This is a genomic window from bacterium, from assembly GCA_028821235.1.
Lineage (GTDB): Bacteria > Actinomycetota > Acidimicrobiia > Spongiisociales > Spongiisociaceae > Spongiisocius.
This window is the reverse complement of sequence record JAPPGV010000161.1, coordinates 38,782-65,541: the sequence shown is the minus strand read 5'-3', so window position 1 is coordinate 65,541 and position 26,760 is coordinate 38,782. Positions and strand designations below refer to the sequence as shown.

The following is a 26,760-nucleotide window of genomic DNA, read 5'->3' as shown; positions in this document are numbered from 1 at the left end:
TGAGGCCGGCCTCCAGCAGCAGGTTCATGGCGACGAACAGCCGGACCCGGTGATCGATCCCGCCGGACGCGGCCAGGGCGACCGGGACCAGGACGGTGGTCAGCAGGACCAGCAGCAGCGAGATACCGTCCACCCCCAGGTGCCAGCCGACCCCGAGGCCTTCGATCCATACGGCCCGCTCGACGAACTGGAAGCCCGCCTCACCCCGTTCGAAGGCCAGGAACAGCCCGCCGGCGAGCGGGACCGGGAGCAGGCTGAGCACCACCCCCAGGGGCCGCACCAACTCCCGGCGGCGTTCCGGGATGAGCATCACGACGACGGCGCCGACAACGGGCACGAGGATGAGGGCTGTGAGGGTGGAGAAGCCGCTCATGTCAGAGGCCCCTCACCACGATCCAGCCGACCACCACCAGCGCGCCCGCCGCCAGCAGCGAGCCGTAGGTGCGCACGAACCCCGACTGGAGGGGCCGGAGCCGGGCACCGAGCCGGCGAACCGCGATCCCCACCCCGTTGACCAGCCCGTCGATGGCGCGCTGGTCCAGGGCGCCGGCGCTCCACTCGGCGATCCGCGATCCCGGCTTGACGATCAGGTTCCCGTACACGTCATCGATCCAGTAGCCGTGCTCCCATGCCATGAGGGGCCGGCGGACCCTGCCCAGCAGGCGCTCCCGGACCTCGTCTGTGGCCCGCCCGTAGACCAGGTAGGCGATGAGGATGCCCACCAGGCCGGCGGCCACCGAGACCAGCGCCAGCGCGGCCAGCAGGAATCCGTCCCCGGGGGCGTGGGCCACCGGTACGGAGTGGAACACCGGATCCAGGAAGTGCTCGAAACTCAGCCGGAACGGGGTGTTGACGAAACCGATCACCAGCGTCAGGGCGCCCAGGATCACCAGCGGGATGGTCATGACGCGGGGCGACTCGTGCGGCTCCACCCCCTCCTCCCAGCGGCCCTCGCCCGAGAAGACCATGAAATACTGGCGGGCCATGTAGAAGGCGGTCAGCAGGGCGGTCACCAGGCCCACCGCCCATAGCACGGTGAAGTACCCGCCCTTATAGAACATCACCGCCAGGATCTCGTCCTTCGACCAGAACCCCGCCAGCGGCGGGATACCGGCTATCGACAGGGTGGCGATCAGCATGGTGGCGTGGGTGAGCGGTAGCTTCCTGCGCAGGCCACCCATCCTGTTCATGTCCTGCCGGCCTGCCATGGCATGGATGACCGATCCGGCCCCGAGGAACAGCAGTGCCTTGAAGACCGCGTGGGTTACGAGGTGGAACAGGCCCGCCACGTAACCTGCCACGCCGACCGCCATGAACATGTAGCCCAACTGGCTGATGGTCGAGTAGGCCAACACCCGCTTGATGTCGCGCTGGGCAATGGCGATGGTGGCGGCCATCAGCGCCGTGAGCGCCCCCACCGTGGCCACCACCCCACCGGCCACGTCCGACAGTCCGAAGATGGCCGCGCAGCGCGCCACCATGTAGACGCCCGCCGTGACCATGGTGGCGGCATGGATCAGGGCCGACACCGGAGTTGGGCCCTCCATGGCGTCGGGCAGCCAGACGTGCAGGGGTAGCTGGGCCGACTTACCGGCCGCCCCCACCAGCAGCAGCAGGCCGATGGCGGTGGCGGTGCCGGCGCCGATCACCATTCCGGGTTCGTGGAGCACCTCCGTGTAGGAGAGGGTGCCGAACGAGAGGAAGATGATCATCAGAGCCACCATGAAACCGAAGTCCCCGATCCGGTTCACCACGAACGCCTTCTTGCCGGCCGCGGCGGCCGAGGGGCGGGTGTACCAGAAGGAGATCAAGAGGTAGGAGCAGAGGCCCACCAGCTCCCAGCCCACGAACAGGAGGGCGAAGTTGTTGGCAAGCACCAGGATCAGCATCGAGGCGATGAACAGGTTCAGGTAGGTGAAGAAGCGGCCGAACCGGGGATCGCCGTGCATGTACCCCACCGAGTAGATGTGGATGAGGGCGCCCACGCCGGTGACGACCAGGGTCATGGTGGCCGAGAGGGGGTCCCACAGCAGCTCGGCCCTGGCGCCCAGGCCCGGTATCCAGTCGAACAGGTGCACCACCGCCACCGCATCTTCGGAGGCGTCGGCCGAGATGAAGAAGTCGCGGGCCGCCACGGCCGCGTAGGCGAAGGATCCGAGCACCGCCAGGATGGCCGGGCCGGCCGCGCGGGGCTCCCCGATCCGGCGTCCCAAGAAGTGGTTGAACAGGGCGCCGGCCAGCGGCAGGGCGATGACGATCCAGAGGTAGCCGGTCACGGCGCCGCTCGCACCGACCGCCGCGCCGGAGGCCCGGAGCAGCGGGCCGGACCACCCTCCCCGCGGGCGCGGGTCATCCCGACAGCTCCGAGAGCTCGTCCACCGAGGCGGTTCGGCGGGATCGGAAGATCGACACGATGATGGCCAGGCCGACCGCCACCTCGGCCGCCGCCACCACCAGCACGAACAGCACGGCCATCTGCCCCCCGATGTCACCGTGGGCGCGGGCCGCCGCCACGAAGGTCAGGTTGACCGCGTTGAGCATCAACTCCACGGACATGAACATGACGAGGGCGTTGTTGCGGAGCAGCAGCCCGCCCGCCCCGATGAGGAACAGGACGGCGGCGAGCGTCATGTACCAGCCGGCGGTGACGATCATGGACCCGATCCTGACCCGGGGCCGGCGTCCCGGCTGCCGGATGCCTCGTCCTTGCGTCGCGGGCGGTAGAAGGCCAGCGCTATCGCCCCCACGGCCGCGACGATCAGCAGCAGCGACGTGGCCTCGAACGGCAACAGCCACCTCGAAGCCTCGCGGCCGGACGGCGGACCGACCGAGATGAGGTTCTCGCCGATCTCCTCGATGGTCCCCGTCACCACCTGGGGCTCACCGGACGTGATCACCCAGTCGAAGCGGCCGGTGACCACCAGCGCGCCGGCCGCCACCACCACCCCCACCAGGACGATCAGCGCCACCGGTCGTTGCACCGCCAGCTTCTCGGTGAGGTCCTCGGCCCGGTCCACGCCCACGAACATGATCACGAAGAGGAACAGGGTGATGACCGCTCCGGCGTACACGATCACCTGCACCACCGCCACGAAGTGCGCCAGGTGGACCACGTAGAAGACCGCCAGGGCGAAGAGCGTGGCCATCAGGCCCATCGCCCCGTACACGGGGTTGCGAGCCCGGACCACACCGATGGCGCCTGCCAACGCCACCGCCCCCATGAGCGCGAAGATGACCAGCTCCACCATCAGCCGTCAGCACCTTCCGGAGCCTCTTCGGTCTCCTCGGCAAGCTCGGACTGGCCGCGCTCCGGCGGGCGGACACCCACCCCCGCCGATCCGGACCAGGCCACCCGGCCCTCGTACGAGGCCCGGCCCTGGGGCGCCGTGGCCCGCAGCCATCCGTCCGCCTTGGCCAACTCGCCGAAGTCGGCGAACCGGTCCGTGTCGAACATGTGGTTGGGTTGGCCGTCTTCGTCCACCAGCATCTCGGTCTTGGTGTATATGGCGTCGTCACGGTTGGTGGTCGACATCTCGAACAGCTGGGTGTGGGTGATGGCCTCGGTGGGGCAGGCCTCGACGCACAGGCCGCAGAAGATGCAACGCAGCATGTTGATCTCGTACACGAACCCGTAGCGCTCGCCGGGACTCACAGGGTCGTCCGGCGGGTTGTCGGCTCCCCGGACGTAGATGCATCGGGCCGGACAGGCCCCGGCGCACAACTCGCAACCGATGCACTTCTCCATGCCGTCCTCGTAGCGGTTGAGGACGTGCCGGCCGTGGAAGCGCTGCGGTTTCTCCCGCATCTCCTTCGGGTACTGGGTCGTCACCAGACCCCTGCCGGTGACGGTGGCGATGAACTGGCGGCCGGTCACCGCCATTCCTCGCAGGAAAGCCTCTACCGGTCCCATATCACCCCCATGGAAGCCCGAACTGGCGAACAGCCATCGCTCCCCCGATGAAGAACAGCCACACCAGCGAGGCCGGTATGAGCCGTTTCCAGCCGAGGGTCATCAGCTGGTCGTAACGGAGGCGCGGGAGCGTGGCCCGCAGCCATACGAAAATGAACAGGAACACCACCACCTTCACGAAGAACCAGACGGTCGGGAGGATGGCGCTCACCAGCAGCGGCACCGAGCCGTCCCAGGTGGGTCCGGCCCAGCCTCCCAGGAACAGGGTCACGGCCAGGCCCGACATGGTGAAGATGTTGATGTACTCGGCCAGGAAGAACAGCGCGAAGCGCAACCCGGAGTACTCGGTGTGGAACCCGCCCACGATCTCCTGCTCCGCCTCGACCAGATCGAAGGGAGCCCGGTTGGTCTCGGCGACCGCGGCGATGAAGAAGATCAGGAACGAGGGAGCGAGAACGATCACGTTCCAGGCCGGGAGGGCGATCGCCCTGTCGAAGAAAGTCAGGCTCCCCGACTGGGCGGCCACGATCTCGGAGAGCCGCAGCGAGCCGGTGAAGAGCACCACCGGCACCAGCGCCAGGCCCATGGCCGCCTCGTAGGAGATGGCCTGGGCGGTGGCCCGCACCCCGCCCAGCAACGGGTACTTGGAGCCCGAGGACCAGCCGGCCAGCACCACCGCGTAGACGGCCACAGACGACATGGCCAGCACGTAGAGCAGCCCGATGTTGAGGTCGGCGCCCTGGATGGGGATGAGCCGGTCCTCACCGCCCAGGTTGATGCGGACGGGACGGCCGAACGGCACCACCATGAACATCAGGAAGGCGGGAACGGCAGCCAGCATCGGCGCGGCCAGGTAGAGGCCGAGCTCGACCTTGCGGGGCGTCACCTGCTCCTTGAAGAACAGCTTCACACCGTCCGCCACGGTCTGGAGGATCCCGAACGGACCGGCCCGGTCAGGGCCGACCCGGTTCTGCATGTCGGCCACCACCTTGCGCTCGAACCAGATGAGGAGGATGGTCACGACCTGGAGCAGCCCGAAGATGACCACCACGCGCAGCGCTACCAGACCCAGATCGATCCAGTCCATCAGGACGGCTCCCTCACCGAGACGCTGACGCCGAGCGAGTTGTCCACAGCTCCCATGCCGGGCTGGTTGAAGGGAATGTAGACCGAGCCCTCCGCCAGGCTCTGATCGATCCGCGCCGGCAACCGCACCGTCTGGCCGCCGATCCGGACCACCACCTCATCGCCCTCCGCTACCGCCAGCGAGGCGGCGTGGGCAGGGGTCAGGTAGGCGCCCGCCCCGGGCGCCAGGGGCGCCAGGGAGGGGCAGTGCCGCAACAGCACGCCGTCGTCATAGAGGGTGCGGGCCAGATGGAGAGTGTGCCCGTCGAGCCGGCCGTTGAGCTCCTGGTGACGGGGCTCGTGGACGAACGGCTGGTCGGCGGGGTCCATCGGGGCCACCTCGCCTTCCCGCGCATCCCACTCGAGGTGGTCCCAGGTAATGCCGGCGTAGGCAGGCGCCAGCCGGGAGACCTCGTCGGCGATGTCCCGCTCGGAGCCCAGGTCGAGCGGGCGGCCGAGGCGATCAGCCAGATCGTCCAGGACCGACCAGTCGGCTCGCGCCTGTCCGGGCCCCGGCACCAACCGGTTGACCATCTGGACGCGGCCCTCCAGGTTGGTCACCGTGCCCTTCTTCTCCCCGAAGCCCAGAGCGGGGAACACCACATCGGCCCGGCGGGAGGAGTCGGTGAGGAAGAGGTCCATCGCCACCACGAAGCCTGCTCCTGACAGGGCGGCGGCTCCGTCGAAGCCCACCAGGTCGCGGACCGGATCGGCGCCGTACAGGAGGAGCACCTCGATCTCCCCTGCGCCGCAGGCGGCCGCGATCCCGACGGCATCGAGACCGGGACCCGGCGGAATGGCGCCCCAGGCATCGACCAGGGGTCCTGCCGCTCCCTCGACCGGCAGGCGGCCCGGGAGCAGGTCCGGGGCCACCCCCATGTCGAGCGCTCCGAACGTGTTGCCGCGATGAACCAGCGGGAGCATGGACGCGTCGAGGGACCGGGCGAACGCTGCCACCGACTCGGCCAGGCGGGGATCCTCGGCCAGCCCGGGACGCCCCACCAGCGCTACCAGGGGACCCCGGTCCAGCGCCTCCCGCACGGGCTGGAACTCCCCGCTGCCGGCCTTCAGCCGCTCCAGGATCTGCGCACCCTCCCCGGGCCGGTAGGTCAGCTTGTGGTCGGCCCGGTCGTCCAGCCCGGTCCGGCGGGGATGGACCACGATCAGCGTGGCGCCCAACTCCTGGGCAGCGCGCCGGACCCGCAGGTAGAGGATGGGGTGGGTCTCCTTGAGGTCGGGACCCCACAGCAGGATGGTCCGGGCGGTCTCGAGGTCGTCGATCCGGCCCCGACCCGCCAGTCCGGTGAGGAACCTGGCGGGGAGGCCGTCGCCGAGCCCGGCGTCGAGGTGGTTGGACCCCACCGTCACCCGCATGAACTTGGACAGGGCGTAGGCGTCCTCGTTGGTGCCCCGAGCCCCACCCAGGGCCGCCACCGACGCACCGCCGCCGTTCGCGATCGCCGCCCGGAGCCGCTCCGACACCAGGTCGAGGGCTTCGCCCCACCCGGCCTCGCGAAAGCCGTCGCCGTCCCTGATCAGCGGGGTGCGGAGCCGCTCCGGAGAGCCGATGAACTCGAAGCCGAACCGCTCCTTGTCGGACAGCCAACCCTGGTTGGTGGCGTCGATGTCGAGCCCCAGGAAGCGGAGCACGCGGTTCTGGGACACGTGTACCGAGATTCCGGCGCCCTCGGTGTGCACGGTCCCGGTGCTCTCACCGACGGTGAGGTCCCACGGCCGGGCCCGGAAGCGGTAGGGAACGGCGGTCAGAGCCCCCACCGGGCAGATCTCCACGGTGTTGCCCGAGAAATAGGAATTGAACGGCTCGTCCGGGAAGGTGAGTACCTGGGTATGGCCGCTGCGGCCCTGGAACTCGATCAGCGGATCCCCGGAGATCTCATCCGAGAACCTGGTGCAGCGGGCGCAGAGGATGCAGCGTTCCCGGTCGAGCAGGACCAGGTCGCTGATCGGCACCGGCTTGGCGAAGTGGCGCTTCTCCTCGACGAAACGGCTCTCTCCGGGTCCGTATGACATGGTCTGGTCCTGGAGGGGGCACTCACCGCCCTTGTCGCACACCGGGCAGTCGAGCGGATGGTTGGCCAGGAGGAACTCGAGCACTCCTTCCTGCGCTTTCTTGGCAGGGGCCGACTCGGTGTAAGCCACCATCCCGTCGTTGACCGGCTGCACGCACGAGGGAACGATGATCCTGCCCCGGGGGGTCTCGATCTCGACCAGGCACATCCGGCACATCCCCACCGGGTTCATCCGCGGGTGCCAGCAGAAGCGCGGGATGTAGACGCCGTTGTCCTCGGCAGCCTTGATCAGCAGCTCTCCGGCGGGCGCCTCCACCTCAACGCCGTCGATAGTCAGGCCGACCATCGTCCGGTCGTCCCCGCTCATCTCACGCCGCCGATCGACACGGGCACCAGGTTGGCCTGCGCCAGCAGGTCGGCCTGCTCCAGGTAGCTGTCCACCTCGTCGCGGAAATACTGGAGGAGGGACACGACTGGAGAGACCGCCGAGGGCCCGAGCGGGCAGATGGTGGTCATGGCGGGGGGCCATTGGAGTCCGGGCGAGATGTTGTCGGACACGTCCAGCAGCAGGTCGGCGTCCACCGGGCGGCCCTGGCGGTCCATGATGCGCCGCAGGATCAGGTCGATCCAGACGGTTCCCTCGCGGCACGGGGTGCACTGCCCGCAGGACTCGTGGGCGAAGAACCGCACCAGGCGTTCGGCGGCCGCCACCATGTCGGTGGTGTGGTCCATCACGATGACCGCTCCGGAGCCGGTCATCGATCCGTGCCCGTCGATCGCCTCCTTGGTGACCTCGGTGTCGAGGTGGAGCTCGGGGACGAACCAGGGAGCGGAGGCCCCGCCCGGCACCCAGGCCTTGAGCCGGTTGCCGTCGCGGATGCCACCCGCCAGGTCGAAGATCAGCTCCCGCCAGGTCAGACCCTCCACGATCTCGTAGTTGCCCGGACGGTTGACGTGGCCGGAGATGGAGCACATCCGCTTGCCGGGCGAGCCTCCGGGGCCGATGGCGGCATAGGCGGCGGCGCCCTCCATGATGATCCAGGGAACGTTGGACAGGGTCTCCACGTTGTTCACGATGGTGGGCATCATGTAGAGGCCCTTGGCGGCAGGGAAGTAGGGCGGCTTGATCCGGGGCTCGCCCCGCTTGCCCTCCAGGCTGTTGAGCAGGGCGGTCTCCTCCCCGCAGATGTAGGCGCCGGCGCCCAGGTGGACGGTCAGTTCGAGGTCGTAACCCGATCCGAGAATGTCCCGGCCGAGATACCCGGCCCGGTAAGCCTCCTCGACCGCGGCCTCCACCCGCCGGGCCGCCTTCGGGTACTCGCCCCGGACGTACACGAAGGCGTGGTTCACGTCGGTCGCGTAGGAGGAGATCACGATGCCCTCGATCATCTGGTGCGGATCACGCTCCATGAGCTGGCGGTCCTTGAAGGTGCCGGGCTCCGACTCGTCGGCGTTGACCACCAGGTAGGACGGGCGGGCCGGCGCCAGGAAACTCCACTTGACACCTGCCGGGAACCCGGCCCCGCCCCGGCCCCGCAACATGGAGGCCTTGATGTCGTCGGTGATCTCGGCAGGGGTCATGCCAGGGTCGCCGAGCACCCTGCGGAGCGCGGAGTAACCCCCGGTGGCCTCGTAGGTGGACAGCGCGTGGCTGTTGAGCGGGTGGCGGTTCATCCGGTCGGTGAGGATCATCGGGAGGTCGCCGTTCCCCACCGTGCTCGACGTGTCCAGGTCGGGAACGTGACCGTTGGACGGAACCGCCGTTCCCAGGGACGCGCAGGCCGGAACCGGTCCGGCGACACCCGCCGGTTCGGGTATGGCCCAGGGGAACGCAGTCCGCCCGCCGAACCTGTCCTGGAGCTCGTCGCCGGTCACCGCCTCGGGCTCCTCGGACCGGAGCCAGCGCACCATCTCCCTCGCCTTGGCAGGCGTGACCCCCTCCACGAACTCGTAGTTGACCTGGACCGCGGGAGCCCCTCCGCAGGCGCCGATGCACTCGACGTGCTCGGGGGTGATGGCTCCGTCGCGGTCGGTATGGCCGGACGGGACCCCGGCCTCGGACTCGACCGCATGGAGCACCGCGTCGGCGCCGTCGAGCCAGCACGAGATAGACGTGCAGACCGATACCAGGTACTTGCCGACCCGGTCCCGCTTGTACATCGTGTAGAAGCTGGCCACCGCCACCACCTGGGCGGGGGTCACGCCCACCAACTCCGCCACCCGGCGCATGCCGTCCTCGGTGAGCCGGTCCGCGCCCCGGTCCAGATCCTCCTTCATGGCGATGTAGAGAAGAGGCATGATCGCGGAGCGGCGCCGGGGGTAGCGTGCGATGACCTGCCGGGCCCGTTCCTCGGCGGCTTCCGACCAGGCGTAAGTCATCTCCGCCTACCGGTCCACATCGCCCATCACCGGGTCGAGCGACGCTATGCAGGCCACGGTGTCGGCCACCAACGAGTCCGCCATCATGATCGGAAGAGCCTGGAGGTTGGAGAAGGAGGGCGCCCGCGTGTGCATGCGCAACGGCGCGCCGCTTCCGTCGGACACCAGGTAGCAGCCCAGTTCCCCCCTCGGCGCCTCGATCGCCACATAGGTCTCCCCGGCGGGGACCTTGAACCCTTCGGTGTATATCTTGAAGTGATGGATGAGGGCCTCCATCGACTCGTCGATGCGCTGCCTCGGAGGGGGTGACACCTTGCGGTCGGCGGTCTTGTAGTCACCGCGGGGCATGGTGTCCACCACCTGTTCGATGATGCGCAACGACTGGTGCATCTCACCGATCCGGACCCGGTAGCGGTCGTAGACATCCCCGCGGCTCCCGGTCACCACGTCGAACTCGTAGGCTTCGATGCCCGAATAGGGCTGGGACTTGCGCAGATCCCACGGCACTCCCGCCGCCCGTAGGGTCGGGCCGGTGACGCCGTAGGCCAGGCACTCGTCCACCGTGATTATCCCGACTCCGCGGGTACGGCCCAACCAGATGGGGTTCTCCTTCAGGAGGTCCTCGTAGTCCCGCATGGCCAGCGGGATCCTCTCCAGGATCTCGGCCACGTCCTCCTCCCACCCGTCCGGCAGGTCGGCCGCCACGCCGCCCGGACGGATGTAGTTGTGGTTCATCCGCAGGCCGGTGGTCTTCTCGAAGAAGGCCAGGATCAACTCCCGTTCCCGGAAGCCGTACATCATCATCGAGAGCGCGCCGATGTCCATACCGTTGGTGGCGGTGGCGACCAGGTGTGAGGACACCCGGTTCAGCTCGGTCATCAGGATCCGGATGGCCTGGGCGCGCGGCGGGATCTCCACGCCCAGCAGCTTCTCTGTCGCCAGCGAGTAGCAGAGCTCGTTGTGGAGAGGCGCCAGATAGTCCATGCGGGTGACGTTGGTGCCGCCCTGGAGGAAGGTCAGGGTCTCGGCGGTCTTCTCCATACCGGTGTGGAGGTAGCCGATGATCGGCTTGACCCTGCGGACGATCTCACCTTCCAGTTCGATATTGAGCCTCAGCACCCCGTGGGTGGAAGGGTGCTGGGGTCCCATGTTGACGATCATCCGCTCGTCGTCGTCAACGGTGTCGTCGACCACCCAGTCGTCGACGACGCGGGAGCCCCGCTGCTCGACGCTCCTCTCGACCGTCTCGTCGCGCTCCATCTCCTGAGCGCCCTCGTCGGTCCCGGCCACCATCCACTCCGAGACCTCGGGGGCTTCGGTGCCGGACACCCAGATGTCGGTGGTGGCGGTCGGCTCAGCCATCATGTCACCCGGGGCGAGGCTTTGAACTGGACGGGGACGGCGCCCACCTCGAAGTCGCGGCGGAGAGGATGGCCCATCCAGTCGTCGGGCATCAGGATGCGGGTGAGATCGGGATGGCCGGCGAAGCGGATGCCGAACATGTCGTACGCCTCACGCTCGAGGAAGTTAGCGCCGGGATAGACCGGAACCAGGGACGGCACTTCGGGATCACCTTCCGGGACCGGCACGAGTATGCGGAGGCGGCGGTTGTGCCGCACGGACAGCAGGTTGACCACCACCTCGAACCGGACCCTCCGCTTTCCCAGATAATCGACCACGGTGATGTCCGAACACATCTCGAATCCGTGGTCGCGGGCCGCCCCGGCGAGCCTGGCCAGATCCTCGGCCGGCACGCGGATGACATGATCGCCCACGGAGTGGCCGGCCTCGGCGGAGGGAACCGCTTCGCTGAGGCTCGCCAACACCTCGTCGGCGGCGGCCGGAGGACCGGGCGAGCTGTCGCCGGACATCAACGAGCCAACTCCCCCGACACCACCTTGTCCTGCAGGGTGAGTATCCCGTGCATCAGCGACTGGGGGCCCGGCGGGCATCCCGGTACGTACACGTCGACGGGGACGATCTGATCGACGCCCTGGACCAGGGCATAGTTGTTGAACATGCCTCCGGTCGAGGCGCAGGCACCCATCGAGATCACCCATTTGGGATCCGCCATCTGGTCGTACACCTGGCGCAGGACCGGGGCCATCTTCTGCGACACGCGGCCGGCCACCACCATCAGGTCGGCCTGGCGGGGAGACGCCCGGAACACCTCCATGCCGAATCGGGCCAGGTCGTTGTGGGCGGTGCCGGTGGCCATCATCTCGATGGCGCAGCAGGCCAGGCCGAACGTGGCGGGCCACATCGACTGCTGCTGAGACCACCGCATGGCCTTCCCCAGCGTGGTGGTCAGGATCTGCGGAGGAGAGGTCAGTTGAGCCATCAGGCCGCCGGCTCGCCCACCGGGGCATCCGCGGACGGCCGGTACCGGGCGCGCCGCGAGACGTTCCAGTCCAGCGCGCCGCGCTTCCACACGTAGCCGAGGGTCTCGACTATCAGCAGGGTGAAGATGGCGATCGCGGCCACCCCGCCCCAGCCCAGCGTCCCGAACACCGACGCCCAGGCGAACAGGAAGATTATCTCGACATCGAAGATGACGAAGAGGATGGCTACGAGGTAGAACTTGACCGGGAAGCGCTGGATCGGCTCGGCCTCGGTGATGATGCCGCACTCGTAGGGCTCGAGCTTCTCAGCAGTCGGGCGCTTGTACGAGATGAGGTAGGAGACGATCAGTGACACGCCGGCGAACAGCAGCGCCAGCACCAGCATGAGTGCTATTGGGAGATAATCGGAAAGATCCACGCCACCTCCGCGAGAAGCCAATCCTACGAACAGCCGCGATGATCGCCAAAACGGAGCCGCCATACCGCAGCCGAGCGAACGGCCGACGCACCGCAGCGGTGACCTGGCGGCGTCTGATGCCCGTCCGTGTCATCCGGGAACATGGAGAACCGGCTCAAATACCGGGTTCTGTCACAGGCTCGTGGCACGATGGTGGTGATGTGCGGTACCCATGACACCACCCCGGTGATCCGCCACGGCGTGGCGGTCGCCACCTGCCGGAAATGCGGGACGGTGACCTTCCGCAACCGGGACTCCTTCGGGGGCATGGCGGCGCTCTTCGCCGACTACCGCCTGGTCGGCCGGGTGGAGGCGATCGGCGCCCCGGCCGGCGAGGTCATGGCCTTCCGGCCCCCCGACTCCTCCGACCGATCCACTATGGACGCCATACCGCCGCACCGCTGGTTCAGGGCGAACGAGCACCTGTGGGTGTGCCAGGACGGCTCGGTCCTGCTTCTCGCCCACCGTTTCCCGCTGGTGTCTCGAATGCTGGGGGCCTGACCCGCCCCGGTCCCTTGCCGCGGAACTGGGTGCGGTACATCCGGGCGTAGAGGCCGTCCTCCTCCAGCAGGACCTCGTGGGTGCCCTGCTCGACCAACCGGCCACCGTCGAGCACCAGGATCCGGTCGGCGGCGCGGATCGTCGACAGGCGGTGGGCGATGACGAGCGAGGTGCGGCCCACCATCACCCGCTCCAGAGCCTCCTGGATCAGGGCCTCGGACTCCGAGTCGAGATGAGCGGTGGCTTCGTCGAGGATCAGGATGCGCGGGTCCTCGAGTATCACCCTTGCCAGGGCGATCCGTTGCTTCTCCCCGCCGGAGAGCCGGTAGCCACGCTCCCCCACGACCGTCTCGTAGCCATCCGGCAAGCCGGCCACGAAGTCGTGGATGTTGGCGGCCCGGGCCGCCGTTACAAGTTCTTCCTCCGTGGCGTCCGGCTTGGCATACCTCAGGTTGGCTGCGATCGAGTCGTGGAACAGGAAGGTCTCCTGGGTGACCACGCCCACGGAGCGCTCGAGCGACTCGGTGGTGGCGTCCCTAACGTCCACCCCGTCGATGCGTACCGAGCCCCTGCTCACGTCGTAGAGCCGGGGGATGAGGTAGCTGACCGTGGTCTTTCCGGCCCCCGACGGCCCGACCAGGGCCGCCACCTCGCCCGCCTCGATCCGGAAGTCGGCATTCTCCAGCGCCCAGCGCCGGGTGGGAGGCTGCTGGGACGGGGGAGGCTCGTCCGGCTGGCCGGGCCTTGCTATAGCCGTCAACCCGACCGGTTCCGTCTCCAGGTACCGGAAGGACACCCCGTCGAACTCCACCGTCCCGCTCACGGGCCGGAGGTCGGTGGCGTCCCGACGCTCCACTATCTCCTGGCGGAGGTCCAGCACCTCGAAGACCCGCTCGAACGACACCAGGGAGGTGGCGAACTCCACCCGGGCGTTGGACATGGCCGACAGGGGCCCGTACAGCTGCACCAGGAGGCTCGAGAACATGATGACCGTCCCGAGGCTCATGGAGCCCTGGATGACCAGGTACCCGCCTACCCAGAACACGGCCGCGGTACCGATGGCGCCGACCAGCCCGAGCGCGGCGAAGAACCACCTCCCCACCACCGCGGACCGGACGCCGAGGTCGCGGACCATCCCGGCCTCGGCGGAGAAGCGGGCCATCTCCTCGTTGCGGCGCCCGAACAGCTTGACCAGCAGGGCGCCGCTCACGTTGAAGGTCTCGTTGAGGATGGCCGCCATCGCCCCGTTGTGCCGCATCTGGCGCCGGGTGATGGCGCGGAGCATCTGCCCGACCCGCCGGGCCGGGTAGACGAACAGCGGCAGTGCGGCCACCGCCAGGAGGGTGAGGCGCCACTCCGCCTGGAGCATCACCGCCAGGATGGCCACCACGGAGACCACGTTCGACACGATGGTGACGAACGTGCCGGTGATGGCGGTCTGGGCGCCTACCACGTCGTTGTTGAGGCGGGACACCAGCTCGCCGGTCTTGGTCTCGGTGAAGAACCGCAGCGACATGCCCTGGAGGTGGGTGTACAGGGCCCGGCGCAGGTCGTAGATGATCCCCTCCCCCGCCTTCGCGCTCATCCACCGCTGGAGCGCGCCCACCGACACGCTGATGAGCGGCACCACCACCATGGCCACGCCCAGGAGGGTCAGCCGCCGCACATCGGCGGCCGGAATGGCGTTGTCGACCAGGTCCCGGATCAGGAGCGGCGGCACCACCGTGAGGCCCGATACCACGAGGATGGTGACCAGGACCCCGGCCAGCAACATCCGGTAGGGCTGACCGTAGGCGAAGACACGTCGTAGTAGCGCCCGATCGATCTCGGGACCGCGCTGGTCCCGGTCGTGGCGCACGTACGACCACCATCCCCCACCGAAGTCGTGAAAGATCGGGACCTCCTGCTGTACACGTCGATCTTAAGAGCGACGCCGATCTAACGTGCTGAGCCGCTCACTTCCCCCCTCACATCCGCTGTGGAACTCAGACGCGTATAGCCTGATTACCGAGAGCCGGCGGGGTCAGGCGCGGGCGTCGATGACCCGCAAGGGGCCGTTCCAGGCAATCATTTCCCGGTCCATCGTGATGAGGTCGCATCCGGCGAGTATCGCTGTGGCGACGATCATGCGGTCGGCGGGGTCGCGGCCTGCATATCCCTCTCCTGACAATTGCCCGGCGCGCATGGCCATACGTGCGTCCAGCGGGATCACCCGGATTCCGTTCTGAATGACATACCGGTACAACTCTTCGGCGTCAACGCTGATTCTGCCTTTCTCTGCGAGCGTGGCGACTTCCAAGAAGGTTATGGAACTGAGGGCTGCCTCTCCATTAGCGGCGGCGGCGTCAATCAGCTTTGTTGCTGCCCGGCTCACCTCGTGCTTACGATGCTGGTCCGATCGCAGGACAACGTTGGTGTCCAGCAGCAGGCCCGGCATCAGCCGGTCACCTCATGGGTGGGGCACCAATCGGCACCCCATTCTGCTTCGCCTATGTTGTCGATATCTGCGCCCGGCTCTACTTTGACGATCTCACCAAGCCGGTCCCAAAAGCTCGTAGGCTGCTTCGGGCAGGGCGTTATCGAGGCCACCGGACGTCCGTTCTTTGTGACGGTGATGGGGTTGCCGGTTTCCTCTACTTGGTCCAAGATGCGAGAGCAGTTCGCCCGAAACTCCGAGAATGGGATCGAATCGGGCACCGCTGAGGACTTGGCGGCGGTTGACACGGGACGCCTCCCTGCTGATCTGTACTACTCGATTGTACTATATCGGCAGGGTCGGGCTAGCCGGATTCGAACCGGCGGCCTCCTGCTCCCAAAGCAGGCGCGCGGACCGAACTGCGCCACAGGACCTCAAGTCCATCAGGGCCGAGAACCGGGTCGGCTCAGCGCCGCCTTCGAGGTGTCGTCACTCGAATAGCCAGCGAGGGCATCGCTCCGGTCGCGGCTCTCGGTCGGACCGCACCGGGTCCCATCACTACTGTTCGGCGAGTGCGGCTTCGAGGATCTTGGCTTTGTCCAGGCTGCCCTGTTCCCCGACGGTGACGGAGACTCCGTCTATCCGCCCGGTGAAGGCGAACGGGGCTACGTAGTCCGGGCAGACCGACAGGCCTCTGTCCAAGCCGCAGTTGAGACTGCCGTGGGCGGGGAAGACCCAGGGGATGGTCATGCCGATGCGTCCCTTGACGGGTTCGGCCTCCCCGACGATCAACCGCACGTTGCCTCGATGGTCCGCTTCTCTCCTGTAGATGACCGACACCCTCACCGGGCCATCGCCCTCCGGCAGGGGGGCGGTCACCCGGTATTCCCGAATGCCGCACAGGTTGTAGACGAAACGCGCCTCTCCGTCCTTGACGAAGAGGGTATAGCCGCCGAATCGGTTGCCGTGGGCGAAGATGACGCCCTCGGTCACTCCGGAGGGGCAGGGAGAAACCGTGGTGACGATGTCAAAGTCCCGGTTGAGGGTGTTGACCGCTCCCCGCGCGAAGACTGGTTGGGTGTTGGGCAGGTACTCGAATGTGTCCCGGTCGGGGCCGACTGAGGGTCGGGGATCGGGCCAGCGCTCGTGACCGCGGTCGTCGATGGGGAGAACGTTGTACCGGCCGGCCTCCACCCACCAGCGGTCAACCAGATCCTGGACCATGTCAGGATGCTCAGCGGACAGATCATTGGTCTCGTTGGGGTCGGCCTCCATGTCGTAGAGGAACCAGCGGTCCTGGTCGAAGTCGCCCCGGCTGCTCATGGGAGGATGATCGGCCACCGCCTTCCAGCCGTCGTAATAGATGGCGCGATGTCCCAGCATCTCGTAGTACTGCACCCGCTTGCGGGACCGGGCGTCGGGCTCCAGGACGCTGTACCACATGCTCACGCCCTCGATCTCGGATTGGGGTACGCCATCGATACTTGACGGAGGCTCGATGTCGAGTGCCTCGAGGATGGTGGGCATCACGTCGGTTACGTGGTGGTACTGGCGCCGGATCTCACCGGCGGTCCGGATCCGGTCCGGCCACCGGACGATGAGGGGATCGGCGATCCCACCCTGCCATACGGACCGTTTCCACTCCCGGAAGGGTGTGTTGCCGGCCATCGACCAGCCCCGGGGGTAGTGATTCATGTAACCGGGCCCGCCGATCCGGTCGATGTGCTCCAGGAGCTCGGGGAACTCCGGGGACAAGGCGTTGTACATGGCGTACTCGTTGATGATCCCGTGCTCCTGGCCCTCGAGGCTGGCGCCGTTGTCGGACAGGAACACGATCATCGTGTCGTCAAGCCGGCCGATGCGGCGCAGGAACTCCACCACCCGCCCGATCTGCTCATCGGTGTGCGTGACGAAACCGGCGTAGACCTCCTGCATCCGGGTGTACAGTCGTTTGTGGTCGTCCGACAGCGTATCCCAGGCCGCCACTCCCCAGTTTCGCTCCGGGAGCTCCACCGATTCCGCCATCAGCCCCAGCTCCTTCTGGCGGTCCAGCACCCGCTGCCGTTCCAGGTCCCAGCCGTCGTCGAAGACACCCCGGTAGGCGTCGGCGTACTCCAGCGGTACGTGGTGGGGAGAGTGGCCCGCCCCGTAGGCCAGGTACAGGAAGAACGGCTTGGCGGGGTTGGCCGAGTGGGCGCCCGCCAAGTAGTCGATCGCCCGGTCGGTCAGGTCGACGCTCAGGTGGTAGCCGTTTCCGCCGGGACGGTCGACGAACTGGTTGTCCTGGGCGAGGGCGCCCGGGTGCCAGTGGTCGATCATCCCCATCAGGAACCCGTAGAAACGCTCGAATCCCCGCCCGAGGGGCCAGCGGTCGAACGGGCCGGCCGCCGTCTGCTCGTAGTCAGGCGTCAGGTGCCACTTGCCAACCGCGAAGGTGTTGTATCCGCGATCCCGCAGGATCTCCGAGAGCATCCCGTGCGTGGGGGGCATCACCGCGTTGTGGCCGGGATACCCCAAGGCCAGCTGCGGGATGCTGGCCATGCCGCAGCTGTGATGGTTCCGCCCGGTCAGCAACGCCGCCCGCGTCGGTGAGCACAGGGCGGTGGTGTGGAAAGCCGAGTAGCGGATCCCGTCGGCCGCCAGCGCGTCAATGTTGGGTGTGCGGATCGACGACCCGTAGCACCCGATCTGTCCGAAGCCGACGTCGTCCAGGAGGATCACCACCACGTTGGTCCGGCCGTCGGCAACGGGCGAGGATTGCGGCCAGCGAACCTCGGACTCTTCTCTCGTCTTTCCGACTCTCTGAGGACCGCCCATCACCTGCTCCAATCAAGCCTCGCCGGGGTCGGGGGGCTCCTACCGGCCGTCCTGGGCTGCCGAGTCATCTTCGAGTATCCAGATGTGCTCCTTGGGCAACTCGACGAACACCTGGTCGCCCGTGTTGAGAGTGACGGACGGCGGGGCGTGGACCGTCCATGTGGTGTCCGCCAGCTGCACGAAGACCTGGGTATGGGTACCCATGTATATCGCCGAGGTCACCGTCGCCGGAAGGTTGTTCTCCCCGCCCGGCCGGTTCGACAGCTCCAGGGTCTCCGGCCGCGCCGTGACGACGACCGGCCCATCGCCGGTGGCGGCCACGTTGTGGCCCACTGCGAGGTCGCCCGCGCCTGTGCTGACCACGTCGCCGTGGCGAGTCCCAGGCAGGAAGTTCTGGCTGCGGAAGAAGCTGGCGATGCCGGCCGTGCGGGGATGGCGATAGAACTCGTCCGGCCTGCCGACCTGCTGCAGGGTCCCGTCGAACATCAGGGCGATCCGGTCGGCGAGCATGACCGCCTCCTCCTGGTCGTGGGTAACGAAGATGGCGGTGATCCCGAGATCTCGTTGGATCGAGCGGATCAGGTGGCGCATGGTGATGCGCAGGTTCGCGTCGAGGTTGGCGAGCGGCTCGTCGAGCAACAGGACCTTGGGATGGGTGACCAGGCCTCTGGCCAGCGCCACCCGCTGCTGCTGGCCTCCGGACAGTTGGTGCGCCTTGCGGGTGCCGAAGCCGGACAACTCGACCCGTTCCAGCATTTCCTCCACCCTCCGGTTGATCTCGTCCTTGCCCATGCCGGCCATCTTGAGGCCGAAGCCGACGTTCTGGGCCACGGTCATGGTGGGGAACAGGAGATGCTGCTGGAAGATGAGCACCGCACCTCGCCGTTCGGTTGGGACCTCCACCACCGATGACCCGTCGAACAGCACATCCCCCGTGGTAGGGCGGGCCAGCCCGGTGATCATTCGCAGGGTGGTGGTCTTGCCACACCCGGAAGGACCGAGCAGGGCAACCATCTCCCCCGAGGCGATTTCCAGGTTCAGGTCCTTGACCGCCCACTTGTCACCGAAGGCCCGTCCGAGATGGACGAGAGACACATCCGTCATACCTTGCCGAAACCTCCCATCACGGTCGAGCCGCGCCCCAACGACCTAGAGGTCAGGATCAACACCATGACCGCGGGTGCGACGAAGATCAATGTAATCGAGGCCGCCACCGCGGCATTGCCCTGCCCGAGGAACGGGAAGAGCACCATCGGCAGGGTGATCAGAATTCCGCTGCCGATCAGAACCGTGGTCACGTACTGCGACCACGAGATCAGGAACGTGAAGAGGCAGGCCACGAGCAGTCCCGACGAGATGGCGGGCAGGGTGACGTACCGGAACACCCGTATCTTGTTGGCGCCGAGGGTCCGGGCCGTCTCCTCCAGGGCCGGGCTGTAGTTGGCGAACACGCTGGACATCACCAGGACGAAATACGGTGTGGCCGGTATCAAGTGGACCAGCGACACGCCCAGGACGGTCGCGGTGAGGCCCAGCCTGATGAACACGATGTGGATCCCCATGGCGGCTACCAGCGCAGGCACGATGATCGGCATCATCAGGATCCACTCCACTACCCGCTTGCCGCGGAACTGGTGCTGGCCCAGGGCTCGGGCTGCGGGCATACCGACCAGGAGCGCCAGAGTGGTGGTCAGCAGCGCGATGCGTAGGCTGTTTCCGAGCGATTCGAACACACGTGACGTGTCGTCGATGGTGTAGGTCCAGGCGTCCAAGCCCCACTCACCGGGAACAACGTCGGGATAGTGCCAGCGGAAGGCGAAGGACCTCAGCAGCAGCGACACACCCGGCAGCACCACCGACACCACGATGACGGTTACGGTGGCCCAACGCAACCAGTTGATCTGCCGCCGCCCGGGCATCCGTCGTTCGCTCACTGCCTGGTCCGGACCCGGGGCAGGCCCGGGAGCATCTGGCGAGGTCATCGGATCCCCACCGCCCGTTTCACGTCGACCTCGAGTAGCGGGCCAGCCGCCTGTATGCGATCAGCAGGAGGACCGTGATGACGGCCAACACGATGGCAATGGCCATCCCCTTGGGCCGCGATGTCAGTTCGGGACGCTGAAACTCCCGGAAGGCTTGAACCGGAAGGGTGGTCGGGAAGCTCTGTCCGAGCAGGAGCGGGATCTCGAAGTTCGCGAACGTGAAGGCGAACACGATGATCCACGTGGAGACCACCCCGGGCATGATGAGAGGCAGCAAGACGTGTACGAGCCGTTGCCGCTTGGTAGCTCCCAGGGTCTGGGCCAACTCCTCGTACTGGGGACCGACGCTCTGGAGGATGGCGAGCACCACCAGGCCTACGAACGGTATCTCCTTCCACATGAACGACAGCATCACTCCGATGCTGGCGTTGTCGTACAGGATCGCCGGGAAGTCGCCCGGAGCGTTGATCAGTCCCAGTGCAGCTCCTATGCGAGACAGGAGACCACTCTGGGCGAACAGCAGGATGACGGCGCTGGCGGCCACCAGGTGGGGTACGGGGAGAGGAATCTGGAATAGGAACGTCGCCAGACGGCTACCCGGGAAGCGCTGCCTAAGGACGAGAGCCGCGCCGACGGCGAAGACGGTCGACAGCAGCGTGACCGAGAAGGCGATGCGGAACGTGGTCCACAGCGAGACGAGGAAGTTCCGGTCGGTGACCGCGTCCACGTAGTGGCGGAAGGTGAACTCGGTGAGGCCGGCGGCCGGGAAGTAGCCGAGGCTCTGCATGAGACCCGCGACCAGCCCCCCGAGGAACAGCAGGAGGATCACCGCCATCGCCGGCGTCAGCATCAGCGGGATCTTCAGCCGCTCCCTCAGGGGCGTCTGGCGTCGTTCAAGCGTCATGGGACCGAGCTCGGTCCCCGACGGAGGTGGCGTGGGGCCGGTTGCCTGAGCGGGCGCCGGCCCCACCGTGCTGCTCACCTCTTGACTAGGCCTCGAGGACGTTCTCGATCCAGCCCGCCTCCATCTGCGTTGGCCAGGAGGCGTGCGGCTCGGGCAATCCGGCCGCGGCTAGGACGTCGAAGGGAAGGGTTGCCACTCCCCGGTCGTACGAGTTGAGGATGTCACGCTCTTCCTGTGTCCAGGTCGTGGTGTCTGTCGGGAGCCCCCATCCCCACTGCTCCGGGTTGGCCTGGATCAGCTGGTTCTCGGTGCTGAGTATGTGGTTGGCGACGATCATCGCGCCCGCCGGGTTTGAGGCGTTCTTCGGGATCGTCACGTAGTTCTTGTTGGTGAGCGTCCCCGTGTCCATCACCCAGGTGCGGATGGTGTCCGGATACGTGCCGTTGTTGATCAGGGTTGACGGCCGCCGCGGGTTTAGCGACATGCCGAAGTAGACCTCGCTGTTAGCCAGCAGGTCCTGCAGGGCCCCGATACTGGTCGGATAGGTGTCGCCGCCGCGCCACAAGTCGGGCTCGATGTCGTTCAGGTACTCCCACACCTTCGGCGCGATGCTGTCGAACACCGCCTGGTCGAAGGGTTGCTGGAACACCGAGTAGTCGTCGGCCGCCCAGTAGAACATGTGCTTCACAAAGCTCAGGCCGTGGAAGTCCGGCGGGGCCATGTAGGTGAACAGGCCCGGGTTGGCGTGAACCCACTCCGCCAGTGCCTCGAAGGTCCTGGGCGGTTCCGGCACGTAGGCCGAGTTGTACACGAAGACCATCTGCGCCGATCCCCACGGCGATTCGAGGCCATCGACCGAGACGCCGAAGTCGTAGGCGATCGAAGGGTCGTCCCAGTTGACATGCGCCGCGTTGGGGATCCCCTCCGACCACGGTCCGAACAGGAGCTCAGCTTCCTTCAGGGTCTTGAAGTTGTCACCGTTGATCCAGATCATGTCGACGCTGCCGCCTTCGGTCACCCCGGCCTGGTGCTCGTTGAGGACCAGGTTGACGGCTTCGACGGTGTCGCCGAGCGGGACCCGGTTGAGCGTGACGTTGTAGCGCTCCTTCACGACATCGCCGATATACGTGTCGACCCAGGAGTTGAGGTTTTCGTTGCCGCCCCACATGTGCCAGTTGACCGTGGTGCCGTCGGCAGCAGCGAGTACGTCATCCCAAGTGTCGTACATGGGAACGTCAGCCATGGTTCCCATCATCTCTTCTTCCATCGCCTCGGTGGTGGTCGGAGCTTCCTCTTCCATCGCCTCGGTGGTGGCGGGAGCCTCTTCCATCGCTTCGGTGGTGGTCGGAGCTTCCTCCGCCATGGCTGCCGTGGTGGTTGTCGCTTGGGTCGCGGCGGCCGTAGCCGGTGTGCTGTCTTCGTCGGACCCGCACGCGGCCGCTACTAGCGCCAAGACTGTGAAAAGTAGTAGAACGGAAAGGTGTTTCCGGTTTCGGGCAATCATCAGATCCTCCCTCCGAAGTGATTGCACATGGGTGCAAGCCTGAGCGGGGATCCAGACCCCCTGAGCCTGTCCCCAAGGACCGTAGATACACCTGTCATGGGTGTCAAAGGGGCGGCGACCAGATGACGACCTCTCGGCTCGGGATTGCCCACCGAGGGAGGAGGTCTTGAGTCCGCGAGCCCTGAGCTGAGCGTGCGCCATGCGCGGGCGGCGGAGTAGGCTCGCCGAGTAATGGACGGCGGTGGAACAGAACGGAAGCCGCGCACGGGCGGTGCGACCGAAGGTAACGGCCGCAGGCCGGACGTGCTGCTCATCATGTTCGACGACATCGGCTTCTCGGACCTGGGGTGCTACGGATCCGAGATCGCCACGCCCAACCTCGACGCACTGGCCGCGGGCGGCCACCGCTACAACAACTTCCACGCCACCACGCTGTGCTCGCCGTCGCGAGCCTGCCTGCTGAGCGGCCGAAACCACCATGCGGTGGGCATGCGGATGCTCACCGGGACCCGTTACGACTACCCCAGCGGCCAGGAGCGGGTCACCAGGAGGGCGGCACTCGTCTCCGAGGTGCTGCGCGAGTCCGGGTGGAACACATTTGCGGCCGGGAAGTGGCACCTGCTCCCGGCCGACAGCCAGGGACCGGCAGGGCCCTACGGCGACTGGCCGCTGGCCCGGGGTTTCAACGGTTTCTACGGGTTTCTGGGGGGCGCGGCCGACCACTACTACCCCGAACTGGTGCGCGACAACCACCACATCGAGCCTCCGGCCAGGCCGGAGGACGGATACCACCTGACCGATGACCTGATAGACCGTTCCTCACGGTTCGTCTCCGACCATATCGCCCACCGCCCTTGGGACCCGTTGTTTCTCTACCTTCCTCTCGGCGCTGCCCACGCACCGCACCATGCGCCCCCCGAGTACATGGAGAGGGTCCGCGGGCGATTCGACGCCGGCTGGGACCGGATCCGTGAGGACAGGTACGAGCGGCAGTTGGAAGCAGGCATCATCCCGCCCGGTACCGAGCTGCCCCCGAGCAATCCCGATGTTCGCCCGTGGGCGAGCCTCACCGCGGAGGAGCGTCTGGTGTCGGCGCGCCTCCAGGAGGCCTACGCCGCCTTCATCGAGCACACCGACGCAGCGCTCGGACGCCTGTTCGACCACCTGAAGCGGGTGGGCCGCTGGGACAACACGCTCATCTTCGTGTGCTCCGACAACGGGGCGGCCATGGACGGCCGGGACATCGGGGCCTTCGGGCGCATCCACTTCTTCAACGACATCGAGCCCGGGGCAGCGGACATCATCGATCGGATCGACGAGATCGGAGGTCCCACCGCCGACTCGCAGTACGCAAGGGGCTGGGCACAAGCCTCCAACACGCCTCTCAAGTGGTACAAGCGCTACACCCACGGCGGAGGCATCAGGGTTCCGTTGATAGTCCGGTGGGGGGACCGTATGGCCTCCCCCGGCGCCGTGCTTGATCAGTTCCACCACATGATCGACATCGCACCCACCATCTACGAGGTGGCGGGAGTGGAGCCGCCCGCCGAGTACCTGGGGCGTTCCCAGTTGCCGATCCACGGCAAGAGCATGGCCTACACGTTCGGTGATCCGACCGTGCCAAGCCGCAAGGGCCCGCAGTACTTCGAGATGACCGGTCACCGGGGGATCTGGGCGGACGGATGGAAGGCGGTCACTCGCCACACGCCCGGCGATCCCTATGCGACGGAGGAGTGGGAGCTCTACCACCTTGACGAGGACTTCTCCGAGTCCAATGACCTCGCCGCCTCCGAGCCCGAGAGGCTGGCTGAACTGGACCGCCTGTTCTGGCACGAGGCGGAGGCGAACGATGTGCTGCCGCTGGACGACCGCTACATGGAGCTGTTCTGGTCCTACAGCATGGACGAGCGCTCTCCGCTCTACCGGCGGCGGGTCGACTACTACCCACCCCTCAGCCACGTCGAGCGGGCCGCCACACCCCCGATCGAGCATTGTTCCTACCAGATCGAGGCTGTCGCTTCCGGTGAGATGGAGGGTGTGATCGTCGCCTACGGCCACCCGACATCCGGCTTCGTGCTGTACATGAAGGACGGGCGCCTCCACTACGAGTACAACGCGGCGGGGCCGGTCATAGCCCACAGCATCTCCGTGCCGGACGGCGACCCCCTGACGTTAGGGTTCGACTTCGACCTTGTCGGCGAGAGGGCCGGCCGGGGTCGTCTGACCGCCGGTGACCACCAAGGCGAGTGGTTCGACTTCGACCGCGTACTGATCTGGATCTCCCTGGCCGGTATGGACGTGGGCCGTGACGAGTACGGTCCCATCAGCACTCGCTACGAAGCGCCATTCCCGTTCCAGGGTGAGCTCCGGCGCGTGACCTTCCACCTCGGAAGCGAGATCAACGCACCCCGCCGGCGCGACGACTACTAGCGACCCACCCGGACTCAGGGGACAGGGTTCCCCGGCCGGTAGGCATCGAGGAAGACCTCCCTCCCCAGCCGGGAGGACTCGTAGATGGCCGCGATTATGGCCAGAGACACCCGGGCGTCCTCACCGGTGAGCACCGGATCACGATCCTCGCGGATGGAGGTTGCCGGAGGAGTCCATGGGTAGCATAGAGATACCGACAGGGCCGCTCGCGAGGGCACGATGACGATGGCGTACACCGACTACGAGATTCGGCGCCAACTTCGCCTCGGCGAGGACAGCGCTTGGGAATTCAAAGATGTTGATTTTCGCGCCAGCGACCCCGCGCGGCACCATCGCGACAGTTGGGCCGACGAGATCGCCGCTTTCGCGAATGCCAGGGGCGGCGTCCTTCTGCTCGGCGTCACCGACGCGGGCGATGTGCCAGGAATGTCCCGCTACCAACTGGACAAACTCGAGGGCCTGGTCAGGGAGATCTGCACGGACTCCATCAAGCCACCGGTCAGGATCGAGACGTTCCGAAGGGAGCTGGATGAACGGCCGTTCCTCCTTGTCTCCATACCGGAAGGGGACGCGCAATACGACAGCCCTGGGGGCAGCTTCGTGCGCGTGGGCAGTGCCAAGCAGCCCATGTCGCCCGACGAGCGGATGCGCCTGGCGCAAAGGCGCGGCCAGGCTCGGTTCACCGGTTTCGACGAGCAGATGGTCGCTGGCACGGGCTTCTCAACCCTCGACAAGGACCTGTGGAAGCCCTTGCTCAGCGCTGAGGGCTTGCGCGACCCCCGGTTGGGGCTCGAGAAGCTCGGACTATTGCGTACCGACAGCCACGGCGCGGTTCTGGCCACCGTGGCGGGCATTCTGGCGTGCACCCGGCAGCCCCGAGAGTTCGTTCCGGGCGCGGAGGTCACGGCCGTTCGCTACAAGGGCGTTGACCGCTCATCTGCGCAGATCGACGCACAGGACATCGTCGGTCCGATCAATAAGCAGATCACCCAGGCACTCGCGTTCGTCATGCGAAACATGCGTGTCGGTGCGCGCAAGGACCCCGCTCGGGTGAACCTGCCCCAATACAGCTCGCGAGCGGTCTTTGAGGCTCTGGTGAATGCGGTCGTGCACCGTGACTACTCGATCCGAGGCAGCAGAATCCGGTTGTCGGTCTTTTCTGATCGCCTTGAGTTGAGATCTCCGGGCGGACTTCCCAACAATCTGACCGTCGAGAGCATGATGGAGCGACAGGTGACTCGTAACCAGGTACTCGCCTCAATCCTGGGCCGCATGAGCGTCGGTGGGGTCGAGGGTACCGGAGGCCGGCAACACTTCATGGAGCGCCGTGGCGACGGTGTTTCTATCATCAGCCGCGAGACCAGCGAGTTATCCGGGAAGGACGCACAGTTCCGGCTCATCGATAATTCGGAGTTGTGCATTACTCTCCCCGCCGCCGAGGTTCACGCGGACCCGGCCACTGTGGTGGTCACGGTGCGTAGCGGCGGATCACCGCTCGCCGGCGCGGATGTGCTGGCACTGTTCCCGAACAACACCTGGAAGCGGGACCGCACTGACGCTGAGGGCGAGGCGCGCCTTGACCTGCACTCCGTTCACCTGCCAATGACGGTGTTCGTGGCTCGAAAGGGCTACGCGGCACATGTCGAACGAGGCTGGTTGCCGATGGAGCGAGCGCTCGCAGTCGAGTTGACCCCCAATGCGGATGGCGGTTCCGTCGTGTTCGCAGAGTCGACCGGTCACGTACCGGGTCTAGCCGGCCGGCTCAATCCGATTCTCGACGCCAGCTACCGGACGTACCTCTATGCCTCCAACATCGCCATCAACGGCGGACAGCAGCAGCCGGTCCCTTTCGTCCCCGGAGATGAAGATCTGCACTTGATGGACGCGGACGGCAAGTCGTTGCTCGTGCGGGTCGTGGCCATCGCAGGACGGTCGTCGGTCCTCGATTACGGCCCCGTCTGAG

General features: G+C 66.8%; 22 protein-coding genes and 1 pseudogene. 3 read left to right on the top strand and 20 right to left on the bottom strand.

Going from position 1 to position 26,760, the window contains the following annotated elements:
- From OXK16_16780 to OXK16_16725, 12 genes and pseudogenes are all read right to left on the bottom strand, one after another.
- Nucleotides 1-373, bottom strand: a 373-nt coding sequence (locus tag OXK16_16780; GenBank protein ID MDE0377595.1) for a hypothetical protein, incomplete at its 3' end; no start/stop codon positions are given.
- A gap of 1 nt (nt 374) precedes the next feature.
- Entirely contained in the window at nt 375-2,276 is a 1,902-nt protein-coding gene (gene nuoL, locus OXK16_16775; protein MDE0377594.1) for an NADH-quinone oxidoreductase subunit L, read from the bottom strand.
- Between the two features lie 73 nt (nt 2,277-2,349).
- Nucleotides 2,350-2,655, bottom strand: a complete 306-nt coding sequence (gene nuoK / locus OXK16_16770) for an NADH-quinone oxidoreductase subunit NuoK (GenBank protein ID MDE0377593.1) — start codon at nt 2,653-2,655, stop codon at nt 2,350-2,352.
- The gene (locus OXK16_16765; GenBank protein ID MDE0377592.1) at nt 2,652-3,248 is read right to left on the bottom strand and encodes an NADH-quinone oxidoreductase subunit J; all 597 of its coding nucleotides are present in this window, start codon (nt 3,246-3,248) and stop codon (nt 2,652-2,654) included. Before OXK16_16765 ends, nuoK begins: the two co-directional genes overlap by 4 nt.
- Nucleotides 3,248-3,880 carry an NADH-quinone oxidoreductase subunit NuoI gene (gene nuoI / locus OXK16_16760; protein ID MDE0377591.1) on the bottom strand — a complete coding sequence of 211 codons (633 nt, stop codon included), beginning with the start codon at nt 3,878-3,880 and terminating at the stop codon, nt 3,248-3,250. The genes OXK16_16765 and nuoI overlap by 1 nt, the downstream gene beginning before the upstream one ends.
- 31 nt (nt 3,881-3,911) lie before the next feature.
- On the bottom strand, nt 3,912-4,997 hold the full coding sequence (gene nuoH / locus OXK16_16755; protein MDE0377590.1) for an NADH-quinone oxidoreductase subunit NuoH: 1,086 nt from the start codon (nt 4,995-4,997) through the stop codon (nt 3,912-3,914).
- Nucleotides 4,997-7,432: an NADH-quinone oxidoreductase subunit NuoG gene (gene nuoG / locus OXK16_16750; GenBank protein MDE0377589.1), complete on the bottom strand. Its 2,436-nt coding sequence runs from the start codon at nt 7,430-7,432 to the stop codon at nt 4,997-4,999. Before nuoG ends, nuoH begins: the two co-directional genes overlap by 1 nt.
- A complete protein-coding gene (gene nuoF / locus OXK16_16745; protein ID MDE0377588.1) occupies nt 7,429-9,444 on the bottom strand; it encodes an NADH-quinone oxidoreductase subunit NuoF in 2,016 nt (671 codons plus the stop codon). Before nuoF ends, nuoG begins: the two co-directional genes overlap by 4 nt.
- Nucleotides 9,445-9,450: 6 nt before the next feature.
- Entirely contained in the window at nt 9,451-10,806 is a 1,356-nt protein-coding gene (gene nuoD, locus OXK16_16740; protein ID MDE0377587.1) for an NADH dehydrogenase (quinone) subunit D, read from the bottom strand.
- Nucleotides 10,806-11,315, bottom strand: coding sequence for an NADH-quinone oxidoreductase subunit C (locus tag OXK16_16735; GenBank protein MDE0377586.1), 510 nt, complete (start codon nt 11,313-11,315; stop codon nt 10,806-10,808). Before OXK16_16735 ends, nuoD begins: the two co-directional genes overlap by 1 nt.
- Before the next feature lie 5 nt (nt 11,316-11,320).
- Nucleotides 11,321-11,785: pseudogene (locus OXK16_16730) on the bottom strand (NADH-quinone oxidoreductase subunit B).
- A complete protein-coding gene (locus OXK16_16725; GenBank protein ID MDE0377585.1) occupies nt 11,785-12,204 on the bottom strand; it encodes an NADH-quinone oxidoreductase subunit A in 420 nt (139 codons plus the stop codon). The pseudogene OXK16_16730 and the gene OXK16_16725 overlap by 1 nt, the downstream one beginning before the upstream one ends.
- A gap of 126 nt (nt 12,205-12,330) precedes the next feature.
- Between OXK16_16725 and OXK16_16720 the strand changes: the two genes are divergently transcribed.
- Nucleotides 12,331-12,744 (top strand): hypothetical protein, encoded by a 414-nt coding sequence (locus OXK16_16720; GenBank protein ID MDE0377584.1) that lies wholly within the window; start codon nt 12,331-12,333, stop codon nt 12,742-12,744.
- Here OXK16_16720 and OXK16_16715 read toward each other — a convergent pair.
- The 8 genes from OXK16_16715 to OXK16_16680 form a co-directional block, all read right to left on the bottom strand.
- Complete coding sequence (locus OXK16_16715) at nt 12,650-14,602, bottom strand: ABC transporter ATP-binding protein (GenBank protein ID MDE0377583.1); 1,953 nt, start codon at nt 14,600-14,602, stop codon at nt 12,650-12,652. The genes OXK16_16720 and OXK16_16715 overlap by 95 nt on opposite strands.
- 165 nt (nt 14,603-14,767) lie before the next feature.
- Complete coding sequence (locus tag OXK16_16710) at nt 14,768-15,181, bottom strand: PIN domain-containing protein (GenBank protein MDE0377582.1); 414 nt, start codon at nt 15,179-15,181, stop codon at nt 14,768-14,770.
- Nucleotides 15,181-15,441 (bottom strand): type II toxin-antitoxin system Phd/YefM family antitoxin, encoded by a 261-nt coding sequence (locus tag OXK16_16705; GenBank protein MDE0377581.1) that lies wholly within the window; start codon nt 15,439-15,441, stop codon nt 15,181-15,183. Before OXK16_16705 ends, OXK16_16710 begins: the two co-directional genes overlap by 1 nt.
- Nucleotides 15,442-15,718: 277 nt before the next feature.
- On the bottom strand, nt 15,719-17,977 hold the full coding sequence (locus OXK16_16700) for an arylsulfatase (protein MDE0377580.1): 2,259 nt from the start codon (nt 17,975-17,977) through the stop codon (nt 15,719-15,721).
- A 39-nt stretch (nt 17,978-18,016) separates the two neighbouring features.
- Nucleotides 18,017-19,081 (bottom strand): ABC transporter ATP-binding protein, encoded by a 1,065-nt coding sequence (locus OXK16_16695; protein ID MDE0377579.1) that lies wholly within the window; start codon nt 19,079-19,081, stop codon nt 18,017-18,019.
- Nucleotides 19,078-19,911, bottom strand: a complete 834-nt coding sequence (locus tag OXK16_16690) for an ABC transporter permease subunit (protein MDE0377578.1) — start codon at nt 19,909-19,911, stop codon at nt 19,078-19,080. Before OXK16_16690 ends, OXK16_16695 begins: the two co-directional genes overlap by 4 nt.
- A 67-nt stretch (nt 19,912-19,978) precedes the next feature.
- A complete protein-coding gene (locus OXK16_16685; protein ID MDE0377577.1) occupies nt 19,979-20,863 on the bottom strand; it encodes an ABC transporter permease subunit in 885 nt (294 codons plus the stop codon).
- Nucleotides 20,864-20,948: 85 nt separating this feature from the next.
- A complete protein-coding gene (locus OXK16_16680) occupies nt 20,949-22,316 on the bottom strand; it encodes an ABC transporter substrate-binding protein (GenBank protein MDE0377576.1) in 1,368 nt (455 codons plus the stop codon).
- Nucleotides 22,317-22,598: 282 nt separating this feature from the next.
- Here OXK16_16680 and OXK16_16675 point away from each other — a divergent pair, with 282 nt between their 5' ends.
- On the top strand, nt 22,599-24,797 hold the full coding sequence (locus tag OXK16_16675) for an arylsulfatase (GenBank protein MDE0377575.1): 2,199 nt from the start codon (nt 22,599-22,601) through the stop codon (nt 24,795-24,797).
- A gap of 225 nt (nt 24,798-25,022) precedes the next feature.
- Entirely contained in the window at nt 25,023-26,759 is a 1,737-nt protein-coding gene (locus OXK16_16670; protein ID MDE0377574.1) for a putative DNA binding domain-containing protein, read from the top strand.
- Nucleotide 26,760 lies beyond the last annotated feature (1 nt).